This window comes from Exiguobacterium sp. s57, from assembly GCF_018617685.1.
Taxonomy (GTDB): Bacteria; Bacillota; Bacilli; order Exiguobacteriales; family Exiguobacteriaceae; genus Exiguobacterium; species Exiguobacterium marinum.
This window is the reverse complement of the sequence record NZ_JACSKR010000001.1, coordinates 932,212-947,956: the sequence shown is the minus strand read 5'-3', so window position 1 is coordinate 947,956 and position 15,745 is coordinate 932,212. Positions and strand designations below refer to the sequence as shown.

Here is a 15,745-nt window from a genome sequence, read left to right as displayed (position 1 = left end):
GGAGGGAAAGACGGCTGGTGTTATATTGAATATGGTTAGACAATTATCAGCCAAAAAAAGGGGACAATCACATGAAAACCGCATTGAAATGGTCGATCGCGACCGCGCTCGTGTTACCAACCGTTTTGCCGCTACAGGCACCGAACGTCTTGGCAGAAGTGGACGAGGATATCGTCAAGCTCCGTTTCTTAGAGACGACAGACTTACATACGAACATCACGAACTACGACTACTTCCAAGACAAGGTCGACAACACGATCGGGTTGACGAAAGTCGCGACACTCATCAATGAACATCGTACAGCCGCTGGGGAAACGAACACGTTCTTGTTCGATAACGGGGATACGATTCAGGGGACACCGTTTGGCGATTACGTCCGTGAGAGCCAAGCCGGAAAAAATGAAGTGTTTGAACATCCGATGTACAAGGCGATGGCCGCATTGAACTACGATGCCGTCACACTCGGGAACCATGAATTCAACTTTGGTCTCGACTTCCTATACAACGCGATGGAAGGGTCAAAAGGGAAACTTCGCTTCGTCAACTCGAACGTCAACGATCTAGAAGGCAACCCGATCGTCTCGAAGTTCAACGTGGATGGACAAGAGGTCCAAATCATCGAACGAACGGTTACAGACATGGATGGGGAAACACATACGATCAAAGTCGGTGTATTTGGAGTCGTCCCTCCGAAAATCATGTCATGGGATTCGGGGAACCTTCAAGGTCGTGTGACGACAGAGGATATCATCCCTTCGGCACGTGAAGCGGTACAAAAATTGAAAGACCAGGGAGCGGACGTCGTCGTCGCCCTCGCGCATTCAGGTATCGGTGAAAGTGCAGCCCTCGCAGACGAGCAACTCGACAGCGAGGAGAACGTCGGTTACGCGCTCACGAAGATTGACGGACTCGACATGGTCATGACAGGGCATCAACACGGTCGCTTCCCAGATGCGAAAGGTATGTTCGCCTCGTTCCCGAACGTCGACATGACGAAAGGGACAATCAATGGCAAACCGGTCGTCATGGCGAATAACCAAGGGAAAGACCTCGGCGTCATCGACTTCGAGCTCGAACTCGTAGATGGGAAATGGCAAATCATCGATGCATCAGCAACGCTCGACACGGTGACGGCTGATACGGCGGTCGACCCGACGATTCAAGCGTTGATTGAAGACGACCACTTGGCGACAATCGACTATATCAACCAACCGGTCGGTGAGATTCAAGACGACATCCAAAGTTACTTCGCACTCGTCCGTGATGATGCATCAGTCCAGTTCGTGACGAATGCACAGAAATGGTATGTCGAGAAAGAACTCGAGACGAACCCGGAACTTTCAGCGTATAAAGAGTTGCCACTGTTGTCAGCGGGCGCACCGTTCAAAGCCGGTGGCCGTGAATTGACGGATGCGAGCTACTACACGAACATCCCGAAAGGGCAAATCGCTTTGAAAAACGTCGCGGACCTTTATGTGTATCCGAACACGCTCGAAGTCGTCAAAGTGACAGGAAAAGATGTCATGGACTGGCTCGAGATGTCAGCGGGTGCGTTTGACCAAATCGAAGAAGATGGCGAAAACTTACTCAACCTTCAATTCCGTAGCTACAACTTCGACATTCTCGACGGCTTGACGTATGAGATTGATGTCACGGGTCCTGCGAAGTTCGATGTCGGCGGGAAGCTCGTCAACGAGAATGCGAACCGCGTGAAAAATGTCGAATATAACGGACAACCGATCAAGATGGACCAGGAGTTCTTGGTCGCGACGAACAACTATCGCGCCGGTTCTTCATCGTTCCCAGGCCTCGGTGGCGGGAAGAACATCGTCTATCGCTCAGCGTACGAGACACGTAACGTCATCTCGGACTACATTATCGAAAGTAAAGACAAGTTAGACTACAAAGCCGACGACAACTGGAAGATCGTCGCGGACGCGAAACGTTCGGTGACATTTGAAACAGCGGATGCAGGTAAGCAGTACTTGAACCTTTACGAAGGAATCGAAGCGACAGACGCGACGCGTGAAGATGCGGCAGGTCGTCTCTTCCGCACCTATACGACTGAGCTCGAAGCGGCACCCGTTGACTTGGTACTCTCGGTCGATGTGATCAAGCCGGGTGCAAAAGTCGTTACCGGGAAGACGGCTCCATCTGCGAACGTGACGTTGAAAGATGGCAAGACGGTCCTCGCGACGACGAAAGCCGATGCACAGGGCATGTACCGTTTGACGGTCAAACCGCTCAAACTCCGTCAGTCGTTGACGATTGAAAGTGAATTGAATGGCAAGACGATGACAGAAACGAAAGTCGTCGGTGCAGGATTCGTCGGAGCGCCAGCGATTTCGAAGCGCTTGACATACACGAACACAAACGTTTTGACAGGAACGACTTCACCGGGTGCTAAAATGGTATTGAAACGTGATGGGAAACGAATCGCCTATGCGACGGCTGACACAGCAGGTAAATTTGAGTTCACAAAACGAATTGGTTTCGTTGCGGCAAGCTATGAAATCGAAGCGAAAGATGTCACAGGTAAAGTAGTGGAAACTAAATCGTTTGTTCTCGAAGAACCTAAAGTGGTGACGCCGAAAAACACGAAAGGTGTGAAAATCGGTACTCGTGCATTGATTGGAAAAACGACACCGGGTGCGAAGGTCGTCTTGAAAGACGCCAAAGGTAAGCAAGTGGCGAAAGTGAAAGCGAGCTGGGCGGGAACGTATACGTTCACATTCAAAAAAGGTCTTGCGAAAGGAACGTATAAAGTCATCGCGAGTGACTATGATGGTTCTGGTGCAAAACAAGCTACATTCAAACTAAAATAAGAGTTGAACGACGTCCGATTCGGGCGTCGTTTTTTGTCGGATAAAAGTGTCTAAAATGTGAATGAAAGCCCTTACGTTATCGTTATATATTATGTATAATCAATCGTGTAATCGGTTACATGACACATGTAAACTTAAGAGCTGACGGGGATCGGCTACATACGTACGGAAAAGGGGACTGACAGATGATTACATTCTTCGTCGCACTCGCACTACTTTTGGTCGGGTATTTGGTATACGGTCGTTACGTCGAGAAGACGTTCGGCATCAAGGAGGAGCGGACGACGCCCGCCTACGCTTCCCAGGACGGCATCGACTACGTGCCGATGGGCAAGAAGCGCAACTCGATGATCCAGCTGCTCAACATCGCCGGAGTCGGACCGATCTTCGGACCGATCATGGGGGCGCTCTATGGACCGGTCGCCTTTCTTTGGATCGTGTTCGGGTCGATTTTTGCCGGAGCGGTTCATGACTATTTGACCGGGATGATTTCCCTGCGGAACAATGGGGCACACTTGCCACAACTAGCGGAAAAGTTCCTCGGACGTTCGCTTCGCCATATCGTCAACGGGTTTGCACTCTTACTTTTACTTCTTGTCGGAACGGTATTCGTCACGTCTCCGAGTAACATGATCAACAACTTGTTCGACGGGGACGCCTCGACGCTCATGTTCGTCATCTTCGCCGTATTCGCTTACTACATCTTGGCGACGCTTCTCCCGGTCGATAAGATCATCGGACGCATCTACCCGTTCTTCGGGGCATTACTTGTCATCAGTGCCATCGGGATCGCGGTCAGCTTGTTCGCCCAAGGATACAAGATTCCAGAGATGACATTGACGAACATGCATCCGGACGGCCTGCCGGTCTGGCCGCTCCTGTTCTTCACGATCTCATGTGGGGCGCTCTCCGGTTTCCATGCGACACAGTCGCCGATCATCTCGCGGACGACGATGAAAGAAAGCAACGGTCGAGAAATCTTCTACGGCATGATGATCGCTGAGGCGGTCATCGCGATGGTATGGGCCGGGGCGGCGATGGCCATCTTCGAGCCGGGCGAATTGCTCGGGCTCATCAACTCAGGGACGCCGGCGCTCGTCGTCCAGGAGGTGGCGACGCTCATGCTCGGCAGCATCGGCGGGACGCTCGCAATCCTTGGTGTCATCGTCTTGCCGATCACGTCAGGCGACACGGCGTTCCGTAGCGCTCGGATGATCATCGCCGACTACTTATCGATCGCACAGAAGAAGTTCTCGTCACGCCTCTGGATCGCGCTCCCACTCTTCGCGATCTCATACGTGCTCACGAACATGGACTTCCAGATGCTCTGGCAGTACTTCAACTGGGCGAACCAGACGACGGCGGTCATCGCGCTCTTCGTCGGGGCGATGTATCTCTATATCAAAGGACGCAACCACTACATCGCGCTCCTTCCGGGGACGTTCATGTTGTATGCGGTCTGGTTCTACATCTTGACGGCGCCGATCGGCTTCAAGCTCGATGGGGTCCTGCCGTACGTCATCTCGACACTCGGGACGCTGACGCTGCTCGTCCTGTTCCATAAGCGGGCACGCGCGATGCGGGCGGCACAGATGGAGTGTGACATTCCAGTGAAAGAAGTCGCATAATTTTAACACGGGCCAATCTGTGGTCCGTGTTTTTGATTGCTTTCAAATCGGGAACTGTCCATACTAGAGGGAACAGTTAAGGAAGGTGGGAGCATATGGAACAAAAGCAACTAAAAGAGATGCTCCATGCCGACACGCTCGGGGAAGAGATTGCGAGCGCGATCACGCACGGCTTAGGAGTCATCTTCAGCATCGTCGCCCTCGTCTTGCTCGTCATGAGTGCGACGGAAAGCGGGAGCACGTGGAACGTCACCGCGGTCAGCGTGTTCGGGGTATCGATGATTTTACTCTACCTCTTCTCGACACTCATGCACGCCATCCCGCATCCACGGGCGAAACGGGTGCTACAAGTGTTCGACCACGCGGGCATCTACTTACTCATCGCCGGAAGCTACACACCGTTCGCCCTTGTGACCCTTCACGGGACGCTCGGTTGGATTCTTTTTGGGATTGTGTGGGGTGTGGCGATTCTCGGGATCGTCTGGAAGCTATTTTCGACCGGGAAGTACATGTGGGTATCGAATGTGACATATCTCGCACTCGGCTGGATCTGTATTATCGCCATCCGCCCATTGTACGAATCACTCGGTCATCAAGGATTCATGCTTCTCCTCGCGGGAGGGATCGCCTATTCGGTCGGAATCGTGTTTTATGTGTGGCAAAAATTGCCGTTCAATCATGCGATTTGGCACTTGTTCGTGTTAGCGGGAAGTGTGCTCATCTTCCTGAGTATTCTGCTCTATGTCGCACCTTCGACAAGCCTATAAGACAGCCGTCCTACGGGGCGTCTGTCTTTTTTGAAAGCGAAGGAAGAAAGTGTTGAAAACGGTTACAAAAATACAGACGAATTGACGTTTGTGTGTCATAATAATTTCAGACATCATCATAGAGATAGATGGGTGTAAAAGTAAGGGGGACAATCAGATGGAAAAAGTGTTGCGCGATGGATTTATCTACATGTCACAAAACAAAACACTCAACAGTTTGGCAAAGAAATATGGCCTACGATTTGGTGCATCACGCTTTGTAGCAGGGGAAGACTTTAAGGCGTCTGTTCCGACGATTCGCGAACTAAACGCGAAGGGCTTGTCGGTCACAGTCGATCATCTCGGGGAATTTATTCAGACAGTCGAAGAAGCAAATACGAATCGCGATGAAATTATTCGTGCGGTTGAAATTATGGCAGAAGAGCAATTAGATGCCTATATGTCACTCAAACTGACGTCACTCGGATTCGATATATCGGACGAGTTGATCGAAGACAACATGCGTCACATTTTGACGGTCGCACAAGAAGTAGGGGTCTTTGTGGCCATCGATATGGAAGATGAGCAGCGTTGTGAGAAGACGCTCGAGTTGTTCAAAAAGCTGAAAGCGGAATTTGATGGCCTCGGGACGGTCATCCAATCGTACTTGTACCGCTCAGAAGATGATATTAATCATCTCGCGCCGCTCAAGCCGAACCTCCGCATCGTCAAAGGGGCATATAAAGAGCCAGCGACGGTCGCGTTCCCAGAAAAAGAGGACGTCGACCACAATTACTTGAAACTCGTCAAACTCCACCTGGCGAACGGAAACTACGCATCCATCGCGACACACGATGACCATATGATTGACGACGTGATCGAACACGTCAAAGAAAACAACATCCCGCTCGACCAGTTCGAGTTCCAGATGTTATACGGGATCCGCGTCGAGCGTCAACTCGAGCTCGTGCGCCAAGGATACAAAGTCCGTGTCTACGTGCCATACGGCCGTGACTGGTACGGCTACTTTATGCGCCGCCTCGCGGAACGCCCGGCGAACGTGGCGTTCGTGTTAAAAGGAATGGTGAAGAAATGAGAAAAGCACGAACGTCCGTCGAGGGTGTTCGTGCTTTTTTGATGTGTTTTCTATTATTTAATGACATCGATTCGTTCGGCCCTCGCTATAGTGGAGGTGTTGTCAGTTGTGGATTCGTCTAACCAAACGTTGACCTCTAGCGGACTGTGCACTCGTTCCATCTCGTCATTCAAATCGGACATATCTACCCAAACTTGTCCGTCGGATTGATCGTCAACTAACACCATTCTCTTCTCAACATTCACTTCTAAAATGGTCCCTTGAAAATCGACCTCGCTATAATCTTTGTCTTGAATGGAAGAACAGCCTGCGATTAAACCGAAAAGAGTGGGGCTACAAGGAGCAAACTGATTCGTCCTTTGAAGAAAATCTGATCGTGGTTCATGAATGAACTCTCCTCCTTAACCGACAGTCATTCATTTGGTGAGACAGACAAATGGTCTTCGAGTATCCGATTGATTTCATGCTGCTCATCTTCACTAATTCCCTGTTTTGCTTTTGGGATGATGATTGCCTCGTCTTCTTCATAATACAAGAAGCGATATGTCTCGTCCTCGTTCACTTTTTTGATGGATGCCCAAGGAACTTGAGTCGTTCGATGAATGTTTGAACTAACAGAATGAACTTCGACGTGAGTCTCATACAATTGAAGAGTGGTCTCTTTTGGCCATGTCTGACTCTTTTGCAAGAAACGACGATTTAGTCGCAACATATAGGGTTCGTACAGGTCATTTAAAAGTGGTGTTAGCAAAAGCGCGAACAAGAATCCGACGATGACGGCAATCAATACATGTAATGCGGTCGATTCAGGTCGATACGGGAAAAAGAGTGTCCCTAAATATCCGATGGCAATCAGAATGGCGCGCATATATTTCATCCATACTTTACGTCTTCTTTCATGTTCTTCAGTGTGATGGATCAATTCTTGTTGAAAAGATACGGCATCTTCTACTGTCATTTGATACGTGAACGTCAATTCGTTCACTCCTTTCAAACTTCTTTGTCAATCAGCATATTGATTTGATTACTTTTTGATATTTAGACGGTCTTGTAACCATCGATTGATTTCAGTTTGGTCGATTTCACTGATTCCGTGATTCCGCTTTGGGATGATAAACACTTCATTTGTTTGGAAATATAAATAGCGGTTTGTTTCATCTTCACTCATTTTTTGAATCGCTTCCCATGCCACGTGTATATGTTTGGTTACATTATGGTGGGTTGAATGAAATTCAATACCGCTTTCACTCAAGTGTAAGGTGACTTTTCTTGGCCACTTCGTATCCGTTTTTAAAATGATTCGATTTTGTCGGAGAACGATTTTTTGATAGAGTTTCGTGATGAATGGCAAAAGCAACAACCCGATGATCAAACCTCCGACAAGTGGATATAACGCATTATGTTGAGGAAATACATTAACCAATAATAAAATCCCATAAAAAATGGCGAGTATTTCTACTAAAACAGTAAAGGCGATGCGTCTTTTTTTATGAAATGTTAATTGGTGAAAGGAATTTTTTTGAAGAGCGAAAAAATCGTGTTCCGTCAAGTGATAGTGAGTGGTCAATATGTTTCCTCCATTCTATAGAAAGTGGTAATCTCTTCCTAATTAAAACATAGGTAGGATTGATAAGAAAACGAAAGGGATTAACAAAAAAGACTCAGCAATCGCCGAGTCTCACCTATTATCCATTAATCACGGTACCACCGTTGACGTGAATGACTTGACCACTGACGTATGTCGAATCATCGCTTGCGAGATAGACGTATGCTGGTGCGAGCTCGGCCGGTTGTCCCGGTCGCTGCATACCGGACGAGTCTCCGAACGATTTGACTTTCTCCGCGTCGAAAGTTGACGGAATGAGCGGCGTCCAAATCGGTCCCGGGGCGACCCCGTTGACGCGAATCTTTTTGCCCGCCAAGTTTTTGGCGAGGGAGCGGGTGAAAGCCGTGATGGCGCCTTTCGTCGACGCATAGTCGATCAGTTGGTCGTTTCCTTCATAAGCCGTGATGGAGGTCGTATTGATGATGCTCGCCCCTTCTTTTAAATAAGGGAGAGCCGCTTTCGTTAAGTAAAACATGCTGAAGATGTTCGTGCGGAACGTCTTCTCGAGTTGTTCGTCCGAGATGTCGAGGAGCGATTCCTGTGGATGCTGCTCGGCGGCGTTGTTGACGAGAATATCGATGTGTCCGAACGTTTCGAGCGTCTCTTCGACAACTTGCTGGCAGAATGAAGATTCTCCGAGATCCCCTTGAAGGAGCAGACAGGCTTGACCTAAGTCCTCGATCCGTTCTTTCGTCGCTTCCGCGTCCTCAAGTTCATTTTGGTCTTTGTAGACGATGACGGAGTTCGCGCCTTCATGGGCGAAGAAAATGGCGACCGACTTCCCAATCCCGGAATCTCCACCGGTGATGATGGCAACCTTGTCTTTTAACTTGTCACTTCCTTTATAATCTTCTCGTTCATAGATGGGGAAAGGTTCCATCTTCGAATCGATCCCTGGTTGATGCGCCTGTTCTTGGGCACTCTTTTGGAACGACTCAAAATCCTTTCGATTGCCGGTAGTATTTAGACGATTATCACGCATTCATACATTCCCCTTTCTGATATTTGACTCTTTTTGTTTATACCACACCCGTTGAAAACTAATCGTTCAATCAAAAAATGGAATGAAATTGAAAAATGAACGCTTGCGAATGAATGTTCATTCATTTATGATAGAAGAGTAAACACGATGGTGATTGCGATTTTTTTTACGCGTGAAATGAATCACTATTCATTCTCATTTTAGGGGGGAACACTATGACGAGTCACATCGAACAATCAACCGACCTCCGTTTGACGAACTCAATTCGTTTTGCGGTCGTCATCGGTTCAGGAGTAATGGGGGCGGGGATTGCGGCTCACTTGGCGAACGCGGGGATTCGTTCGCTCATGCTCGACATCGTACCACGTGAATTGACAGCCAAAGAGGAAGCGAAAGGATTGACGCTCGAGTCACCTGAAGTACGGAATCGTATCGCCTCAGAAAACCGGCAAAAGCTATTGAAACAAAATCCAGCACCACTCGCGACAGCCGACCACCTCAACTTCATCGAAGTCGGGAACTTAGAGGATGACTTGGAGCGCTTGAAAGAGGCGGACTGGATCATCGAAGTCGTCGTCGAACGTCTCGACGTGAAGCAACAGCTCTTCGAGAAGATTGCACCTTACATCCGTGAAGATGCGATCCTCAGCTCGAACACGTCAGGGATTTCAATCGAAGTGATGGCAAGTGCCCTTCCGGAAGGATTGAAATCACGCTTCCTCGGCACGCACTTCTTCAACCCACCGCGTTACTTGAAGTTGCTCGAACTCATCCCGACGGAGCAGACAGCCCGTCCGGTCATCGACTTCATGTCACGTTTCGCGGAAGACCGTCTCGGAAAAGGTGTCGTCGAAGCAAAAGACACACCAAACTTCATCGGGAACCGCATCGGGACGTACGGTCTTCTCGTCACGTTCGAAGAGATGCTCAAGCAAAACGCCTCAATCGGAGAAATGGATTCAATCACGGGTCCACTCATCGGTCGTCCGAAATCTGCGACGTTCCGCACACTCGACGTCGTCGGAATCGACACATTCGTCCACGTGGCGGGTAACGTCTATGAGACACTCGAATCAGGGGAAGAGAAGGACACCTTCGACGTTCCCGCAGAAATGAAGCAACTCGTCGAAAAAGGCTGGATTGGACAAAAGGCCGGTCAAGGCTTCTATAAGAAAGAAGGCAAGGTCATTCAGGAATTGAACCTTCAGACGTTCGAATACGAACAATTGAAAGCGGTTACAGGTCCTGAACTCGATCAAATCAAGTCACTTCCTGGCTCAAAAGCGAAATTGAAAGGTGCTATCTTGAACAAAGGTCGCATCGGACAACTGCTCTGGCCAATCACGGCGAAGACGATCGCTTACTCGGCGCGTCTCACTGGAGAAATCGCCGATACGATCGTCGCTATCGATGACGCGATGAAGTGGGGCTTCGGTTGGAAGTTTGGACCGTTCGAAATGTGGGATGCCCTCGGTGTTGAAAAATCAGTCGAGCGCATGAAAGCGGAAGGTTATGACATCCCGGCATGGATCGATGAGATGCTTGCTGCAGGTAATACGTCATTCTACAAGGGAGAGCAGTATTACGATAAAGCGTCGAAGGCGTATGTCGAGAAGACCGTCAACCCGAAAGAATTGAAACTCAAACCGCTCGCAAAATCAAACGGTATCATCTTAGAGAACGGTGGGGCACGCCTCGTCGATATCGGCGATGACGTCGTCGCACTTGAATTCACCTCACCAAACAACGCAATCGGAGTCGACATCATGCAGATGATTGAACAATCGATCGACCGTGTCGAGCAAGACTTCAAAGGGATGGTCCTCGCCAACGATGGCAAGAACTTCTGTGTCGGCGCGAACCTTGCGATGATGCTTATGGAAGCAGAAGACGAGAACTGGTTCGAACTCGATTGGATCATCAACAAGTTCCAACAAGCCGTTCAAAAGATTCGCTATTCAAGTCGCCCGGTCGTCGCCGCACCATACGGCATGACGCTAGGTGGTGGGACGGAAATCAGCTTGCCGGCAGCGCGTATGCAAGCCGCGCTTGAGACATACATGGGTCTCGTCGAAGTCGGGGTCGGACTCATCCCAGGTGGGGGCGGAAACGTCAACACGTATCGTCGTCTCCTCGAGCAGACGCCAAAATCGATGCAAAACATTGAGAAGGCTGCACAGCAGACGTTCGAGAACATCGCGATGGCGAAAGTATCGAAGTCGGCATTTGATGCGAAGACGCTCGGTTACCACCGTGCGGTCGACGGAATCTCAATGAACCGTGACCACTTAACGTTCGATGCGAAACAGACGGTCCTTGAACTGGCTGACGGGTACACGGCACCCGTTCGCGAGAAGTTACCGGTCGTCGGTCAAACGGGTAAAGCGACGCTCGAACTCGCGGCGTATGAAATGTTCTATGGTGGTTATATTTCAGAGCACGATTTGAAGATTGCGAAGAAACTCGCACACGTCATCAGCGGTGGCGATTTGGCATACGGTACGCTCGTCGACGAGCAGTACTTCCTCGACATCGAGCGTGAAGCCTTCTTGAGCCTCATCGGGGAGCCGAAGTCACAACAACGGATGCAACATATGCTCGTGAAAGGCAAACCACTACGGAACTGATAAAGGGGGACAAAACAGATGAGGGAAGCAGTCATCGTAGCCGGCGCACGGACGCCGGTCGGAAAAGCAAAGCGCGGTTCGTTCCGTAACGTTCGTTCGGACGAGCTCGCGGGATATGCCATCAAGGCAACGCTTGAGCGTTCAGGATATAAAGGCCCGATTGATGACGTCATCATGGGTTGTGCGATGCCAGAAGCGGAGCAAGGGATGAACATCGCTCGCTATGCGGCGGTCCGGGGGGGACTGTCGCACGAAGTACCAGCGATTACCATCAACCGCTACTGCTCGTCAGGCCTTCAAGCTATTGCGGATGCAGCGGCAAAAATCATGATCGGTCAAGCGACGGCAATCATCGCCGGCGGTATGGAATCGATGAGCCAAGTCCCGATGGGTGGTCACGTCATCCGTCCAAACCCACACATCATGGAGACGGCACCAGAGTACTACATGAGCATGGGTCATACGGCAGAACGTGTCGCGGCTGAATATAATATCTCGCGTGAGGACCAAGATGCATTCGCCATCAACAGTCACCAAAAAGCGGCGGCAGCCATCGCAGGTGGCAAGTTCCAAGAAGAGATTGCCCCTGTGACGGTCATCGAGCACGTACTCGGTGAAGACGGAAAAGTCGCTGAAGTGGAGAAGGTCGTGAAGCATGACGAAGGTGTCCGTGCCGACTCGACGGTTGAAGCGCTAGGCAAACTCCGTCCTGCGTTCAAAATCAAAGGTTCGGTCACAGCAGGTAACGCCTCACAAGTTTCAGACGGAGCGGCAGCTGTCCTCGTCATGGACCGTGAAGAAGCAGAACGCCAAGGGTTACAACCGATGGCGAAGTTCCTCTCGTTCGCGGTCGGCGGTGTCCGCCCGGAAGTGATGGGAATCGGTCCGATCGTCGCCATTCCAAAAGCACTCGAGATGGCTGGTGTGAAGTTAGAAGAGGTCGGATTGTTCGAGTTGAACGAAGCGTTCGCGAGTCAGTCACTCGGTGTCATCCGGGAACTCGGAATTGATCCGTCGAAAGTAAACGTGAACGGAGGCGCTATCGCCCTCGGCCACCCGCTTGGATGTACAGGAGCAAAACTTTCGGTCTCGATCTTGCATGAGATGAAACGACGCAATGAGAAGTATGGGGTTGTCACGATGTGTATCGGCGGCGGTATGGGCGCGGCTGGTGTCTTCGAATTACTTTAAGGGGGAATCGGATATGGAACGTACAGAACATGAATTGATTAAAGGCGGTAGCTTCGTCATTGACGAACTCGACGCAGCGCGTCTCTTCACTCCAGAGGATTTTTCAGATGAGCATAAGATGATCGGGGACACGACAGCAGGATTTGTTGATGACCGTGTCATGCCAGTCCTCGGACGCATCGAGAAACATGAGTTCGACCTCTCTGTCGAATTGTTGAAAGAAGCAGGAGAGCTCGGACTCCTCGGAGCAGACGTTCCAGAAGAGTACGGTGGCTACCAGCTCGATAAAATCTCATCTTCCATCATTACGGAGCGCTTCGCGAAAGCGCGTTCGTTTGCACTCAGCTACGGCGCACACGTTGGGATTGGGACGCTCCCGATCGTCTTCTTCGGATCAGAAGAGCAAAAACACAAGTACTTGCCAAAACTTGCGACAGGCGAATGGATTGCAGCTTACGCACTCACTGAGCCGGGCTCAGGATCTGACGCCCTCGGTGCGAAGTCAACAGCTGTCTTGAACGAGGCGGGCACGCACTACGTCTTGAACGGTGAGAAGCAATGGATTACAAACGCTGGTTTCGCAAACGTCTTCGTCGTCTACGCGAAAATCGATGGCGACAAGTTCAGTGCCTTCATCGTCGAGCGTGACTTCAAAGGAGTTTCAACAGGCGCAGAAGAGCAGAAGATGGGAATCAAGGGATCGTCGACACGTACGCTCATCCTTGAAGATGTTGAAGTACCAGTCGACAATCTTCTCGGTGAAGTCGGAAAAGGCCACGTCATCGCCTTCAACATCTTGAACGTCGGTCGTTACAAACTCGCAGTCGGAGCAGTCGGGTCTTCAAAACGTGCATTCGACCTCTCGGTACAATACGCGAACGAGCGCAAGCAGTTCAAGACACCGATCAGTCAATTCCCGCTTATCCAAGAAAAACTCGCAACGATGGCAGCGAATATCTATGCGATGGAAAGTTCGGTCTACCGTACAGGTGGCTTGTTCCAAGACAGCCTCGACGCACTCGGTGACGAGAATATGCGTGATGGATCGAAAGTTGCACAAGCGATCGCGGAATACGCGATTGAATGCTCACTCAACAAAGTGTTCGCTTCTGAAACATTCGACTATGTCGTCGATGAAGCGGTTCAAATCCACGGTGGATACGGATTCATGGCAGAATATGAAGTCGAGAACCTCTACCGTGACTCACGCATCAACCGAATCTTCGAAGGAACGAACGAAATCAACCGTTTAATCGTACCAGGTACGCTTCTCAAGAAAGCGATGAAAGGTGAATTGCCTCTTCTCGCAGAAGCACAAAAACTTCAAAAAGAGCTCATGAGCTACATGCCACAAGAATTGGACGGCTCACCGCTCGCACGTGAGAAGATGCTCCTTGCGAACATGAAGAAAATTCACTTGATGGTCGCTGGTACAGCGGTACAGAAGTATCAACAAGACCTTCAAAACGAACAAGAAATCTTGGCGAAGATCGCAGACATGATCAGTGCCATCTACGCGCTTGAAGCAGCCATCGCTCGTACAGACAAAGCGATCGCACGTACAGGCGAAGAGAAGAACACGCTCAAAGTCCGCTACACAGAAATTTTTGCGGAGCAAGTATTCAAACAAGTCGAACTCATGGCGAAAGAAGTGTTGTACGCAGCGGCGTCTGGTGACGAGCAGCGTATGCTTCTCTCGGCGATGAAGAAGTTCAGCCGCTACCAGCCAATCAATGTGATCGGTACGAAGCGTGAAGTCGCAGCGAGCCTCATCAAAGCGAATAAGTTTATCGTCTAATCAAATTGACAGAAAGGGTGGACCGGACGCGGTCGGCCCTTTCTTTTTTTGAGCTCTGCCACGTACAATAGAGACGAGGGGGAGAGACGATGAAAAGACGAGATGTATTACTCGACCGGATGGAGCGAATTGGACGGTCCGTTGCCGAACATGACGGCACGCTCATGTTGCTTGCATTAGGATCGATTGGACAAGAGACAGAACGGCTAGATGATTATTCCGACCTCGATTTCTTTTTGATTGTCGAGGACGGGCATAAGGCACGCTTTATTGACCGACTTGACTGGCTCGAAGTCGAACCGCTTCACTATCAGTTCCAAAATACGAAAGACGGGCATAAAATCATGTATCACGATGGTATTTATGGGGAATTTGCCGTCTTTGAAGTGCACGAACTCGCGACAATCGCTTACACGCCGGGGCGCGTCGTTTGGAGACGTGATGAGGCGCTAGATGTGTTCGCGACACCGGACCTCGCTATCGAGCGTCATGCATCCTCTTATTACTACGAAGAAGCATTGACGAATCTATATGTGGGCTTGTTACGCGAACGTCGAGGGGAGACGCTTGCCGGATTCGAGCTCATCCAAGTCGCAGCCGTTCAAAATGTCTTGAAAGCAATCGGTGAACAAGGCGACGCCTTCAACCCGACACGTCGGGTCGAGTCGAGACATCCGCAGATGATTTCTTTCCTGTTGGGCGGGGTATTAGGATATGGCAGATCAGGCGTCGCGGCGTCGGCCATCTTACGTTTTATCGAAGAGCGACATGTTGTCAACACGACGATGAAGCGAGAGATTGAGCGGTTGCTTGAGACGTGAATTGATTTCTCAGAATATGCTACATTGATGATAGAGGTGATGAACAGATGGTGACACTATACGGCTATCCACCATGCAGTACGTGCAAAAAAGCAGAAAAATGGTTGAAAGAGCAAGGCATCGATTATACATACGTCCATATCGTCGAATCGACGCCGACGAAAGAAGAACTCGCTGATTTATGGAAGCAATCGGATTTACAGCTCAAGAAATTCTTCAACACGAGCGGGCAAGTTTACCGGAATGAAGGAATTAAAGACAAGTTGCCACATTTATCAGAAGACGAACAACTCGAGTTATTAACGAGCAATGGTATGCTTTTGAAGCGACCAATCGTCACAAATGGTGAAAAAACGACCGTCGGATTTTCAGAAAAGTCCTTTACGGACGTTTGGGGCTAAGTGCTATAATACAGATGTGAGTCT

Annotated in this window: 13 protein-coding genes; 9 read left to right on the top strand and 4 right to left on the bottom strand. The window is 49.9% G+C overall.

From position 1 onward, the window contains the following. Window positions 1-71: 71 nt before the first annotated feature. The 4 genes from KNO98_RS04830 to KNO98_RS04815 all read left to right on the top strand — a co-directional run bounded on the left by KNO98_RS04830 (window position 72) and on the right by KNO98_RS04815 (window position 6,295). Entirely contained in the window at window positions 72-2,825 is a 2,754-nt protein-coding gene (locus tag KNO98_RS04830) for a bifunctional 2',3'-cyclic-nucleotide 2'-phosphodiesterase/3'-nucleotidase (protein ID WP_214699407.1), read from the top strand. 185 nt (window positions 2,826-3,010) lie between these two features. After that, entirely contained in the window at window positions 3,011-4,453 is a 1,443-nt protein-coding gene (locus KNO98_RS04825; RefSeq protein WP_214699404.1) for a carbon starvation CstA family protein, read from the top strand. A gap of 95 nt (window positions 4,454-4,548) precedes the next feature. Continuing rightward, window positions 4,549-5,220, top strand: coding sequence for a PAQR family membrane homeostasis protein TrhA (gene trhA / locus KNO98_RS04820; protein WP_026825468.1), 672 nt, complete (start codon window positions 4,549-4,551; stop codon window positions 5,218-5,220). A gap of 157 nt (window positions 5,221-5,377) precedes the next feature. Beyond that, window positions 5,378-6,295 (top strand): proline dehydrogenase family protein, encoded by a 918-nt coding sequence (locus tag KNO98_RS04815; RefSeq protein WP_026825469.1) that lies wholly within the window; start codon window positions 5,378-5,380, stop codon window positions 6,293-6,295. Between the two features lie 53 nt (window positions 6,296-6,348). Here KNO98_RS04815 and KNO98_RS04810 read toward each other — a convergent pair whose 3' ends face one another. The 4 genes from KNO98_RS04810 to KNO98_RS04795 all read right to left on the bottom strand — a co-directional run bounded on the left by KNO98_RS04810 (window position 6,349) and on the right by KNO98_RS04795 (window position 8,883). Continuing rightward, window positions 6,349-6,522, bottom strand: a complete 174-nt coding sequence (locus tag KNO98_RS04810) for a hypothetical protein (RefSeq protein WP_214699402.1) — start codon at window positions 6,520-6,522, stop codon at window positions 6,349-6,351. 185 nt (window positions 6,523-6,707) lie between these two features. After that, on the bottom strand, window positions 6,708-7,280 hold the full coding sequence (locus KNO98_RS04805; protein WP_214699401.1) for a YcxB family protein: 573 nt from the start codon (window positions 7,278-7,280) through the stop codon (window positions 6,708-6,710). Between the two features lie 39 nt (window positions 7,281-7,319). After that, window positions 7,320-7,718, bottom strand: a complete 399-nt coding sequence (locus KNO98_RS04800; RefSeq protein ID WP_214699399.1) for a YcxB family protein — start codon at window positions 7,716-7,718, stop codon at window positions 7,320-7,322. Between the two features lie 262 nt (window positions 7,719-7,980). Next, a complete protein-coding gene (locus KNO98_RS04795; protein ID WP_214699396.1) occupies window positions 7,981-8,883 on the bottom strand; it encodes an SDR family oxidoreductase in 903 nt (300 codons plus the stop codon). Between the two features lie 215 nt (window positions 8,884-9,098). On the opposite strand from KNO98_RS04795, the gene KNO98_RS04790 reads away from it, so the two are divergent. The 5 genes from KNO98_RS04790 (at window position 9,099) to KNO98_RS04770 (ending at window position 15,721) form a co-directional block, all read left to right on the top strand. Next, window positions 9,099-11,510, top strand: a complete 2,412-nt coding sequence (locus tag KNO98_RS04790) for a 3-hydroxyacyl-CoA dehydrogenase/enoyl-CoA hydratase family protein (protein WP_214699393.1) — start codon at window positions 9,099-9,101, stop codon at window positions 11,508-11,510. Between the two features lie 18 nt (window positions 11,511-11,528). Further along, complete coding sequence (locus tag KNO98_RS04785; protein WP_214699386.1) at window positions 11,529-12,701, top strand: acetyl-CoA C-acetyltransferase; 1,173 nt, start codon at window positions 11,529-11,531, stop codon at window positions 12,699-12,701. Window positions 12,702-12,714: 13 nt separating this feature from the next. Further along, window positions 12,715-14,499 (top strand): acyl-CoA dehydrogenase family protein, encoded by a 1,785-nt coding sequence (locus tag KNO98_RS04780; protein ID WP_026825475.1) that lies wholly within the window; start codon window positions 12,715-12,717, stop codon window positions 14,497-14,499. An 89-nt stretch (window positions 14,500-14,588) separates the two neighbouring features. Further along, window positions 14,589-15,320, top strand: coding sequence for a hypothetical protein (locus KNO98_RS04775; RefSeq protein WP_214699384.1), 732 nt, complete (start codon window positions 14,589-14,591; stop codon window positions 15,318-15,320). A 47-nt stretch (window positions 15,321-15,367) separates the two neighbouring features. Continuing rightward, window positions 15,368-15,721, top strand: a complete 354-nt coding sequence (locus tag KNO98_RS04770; RefSeq protein WP_214699375.1) for an arsenate reductase family protein — start codon at window positions 15,368-15,370, stop codon at window positions 15,719-15,721. The last annotated feature ends 24 nt before the right edge of the window (window positions 15,722-15,745 follow it).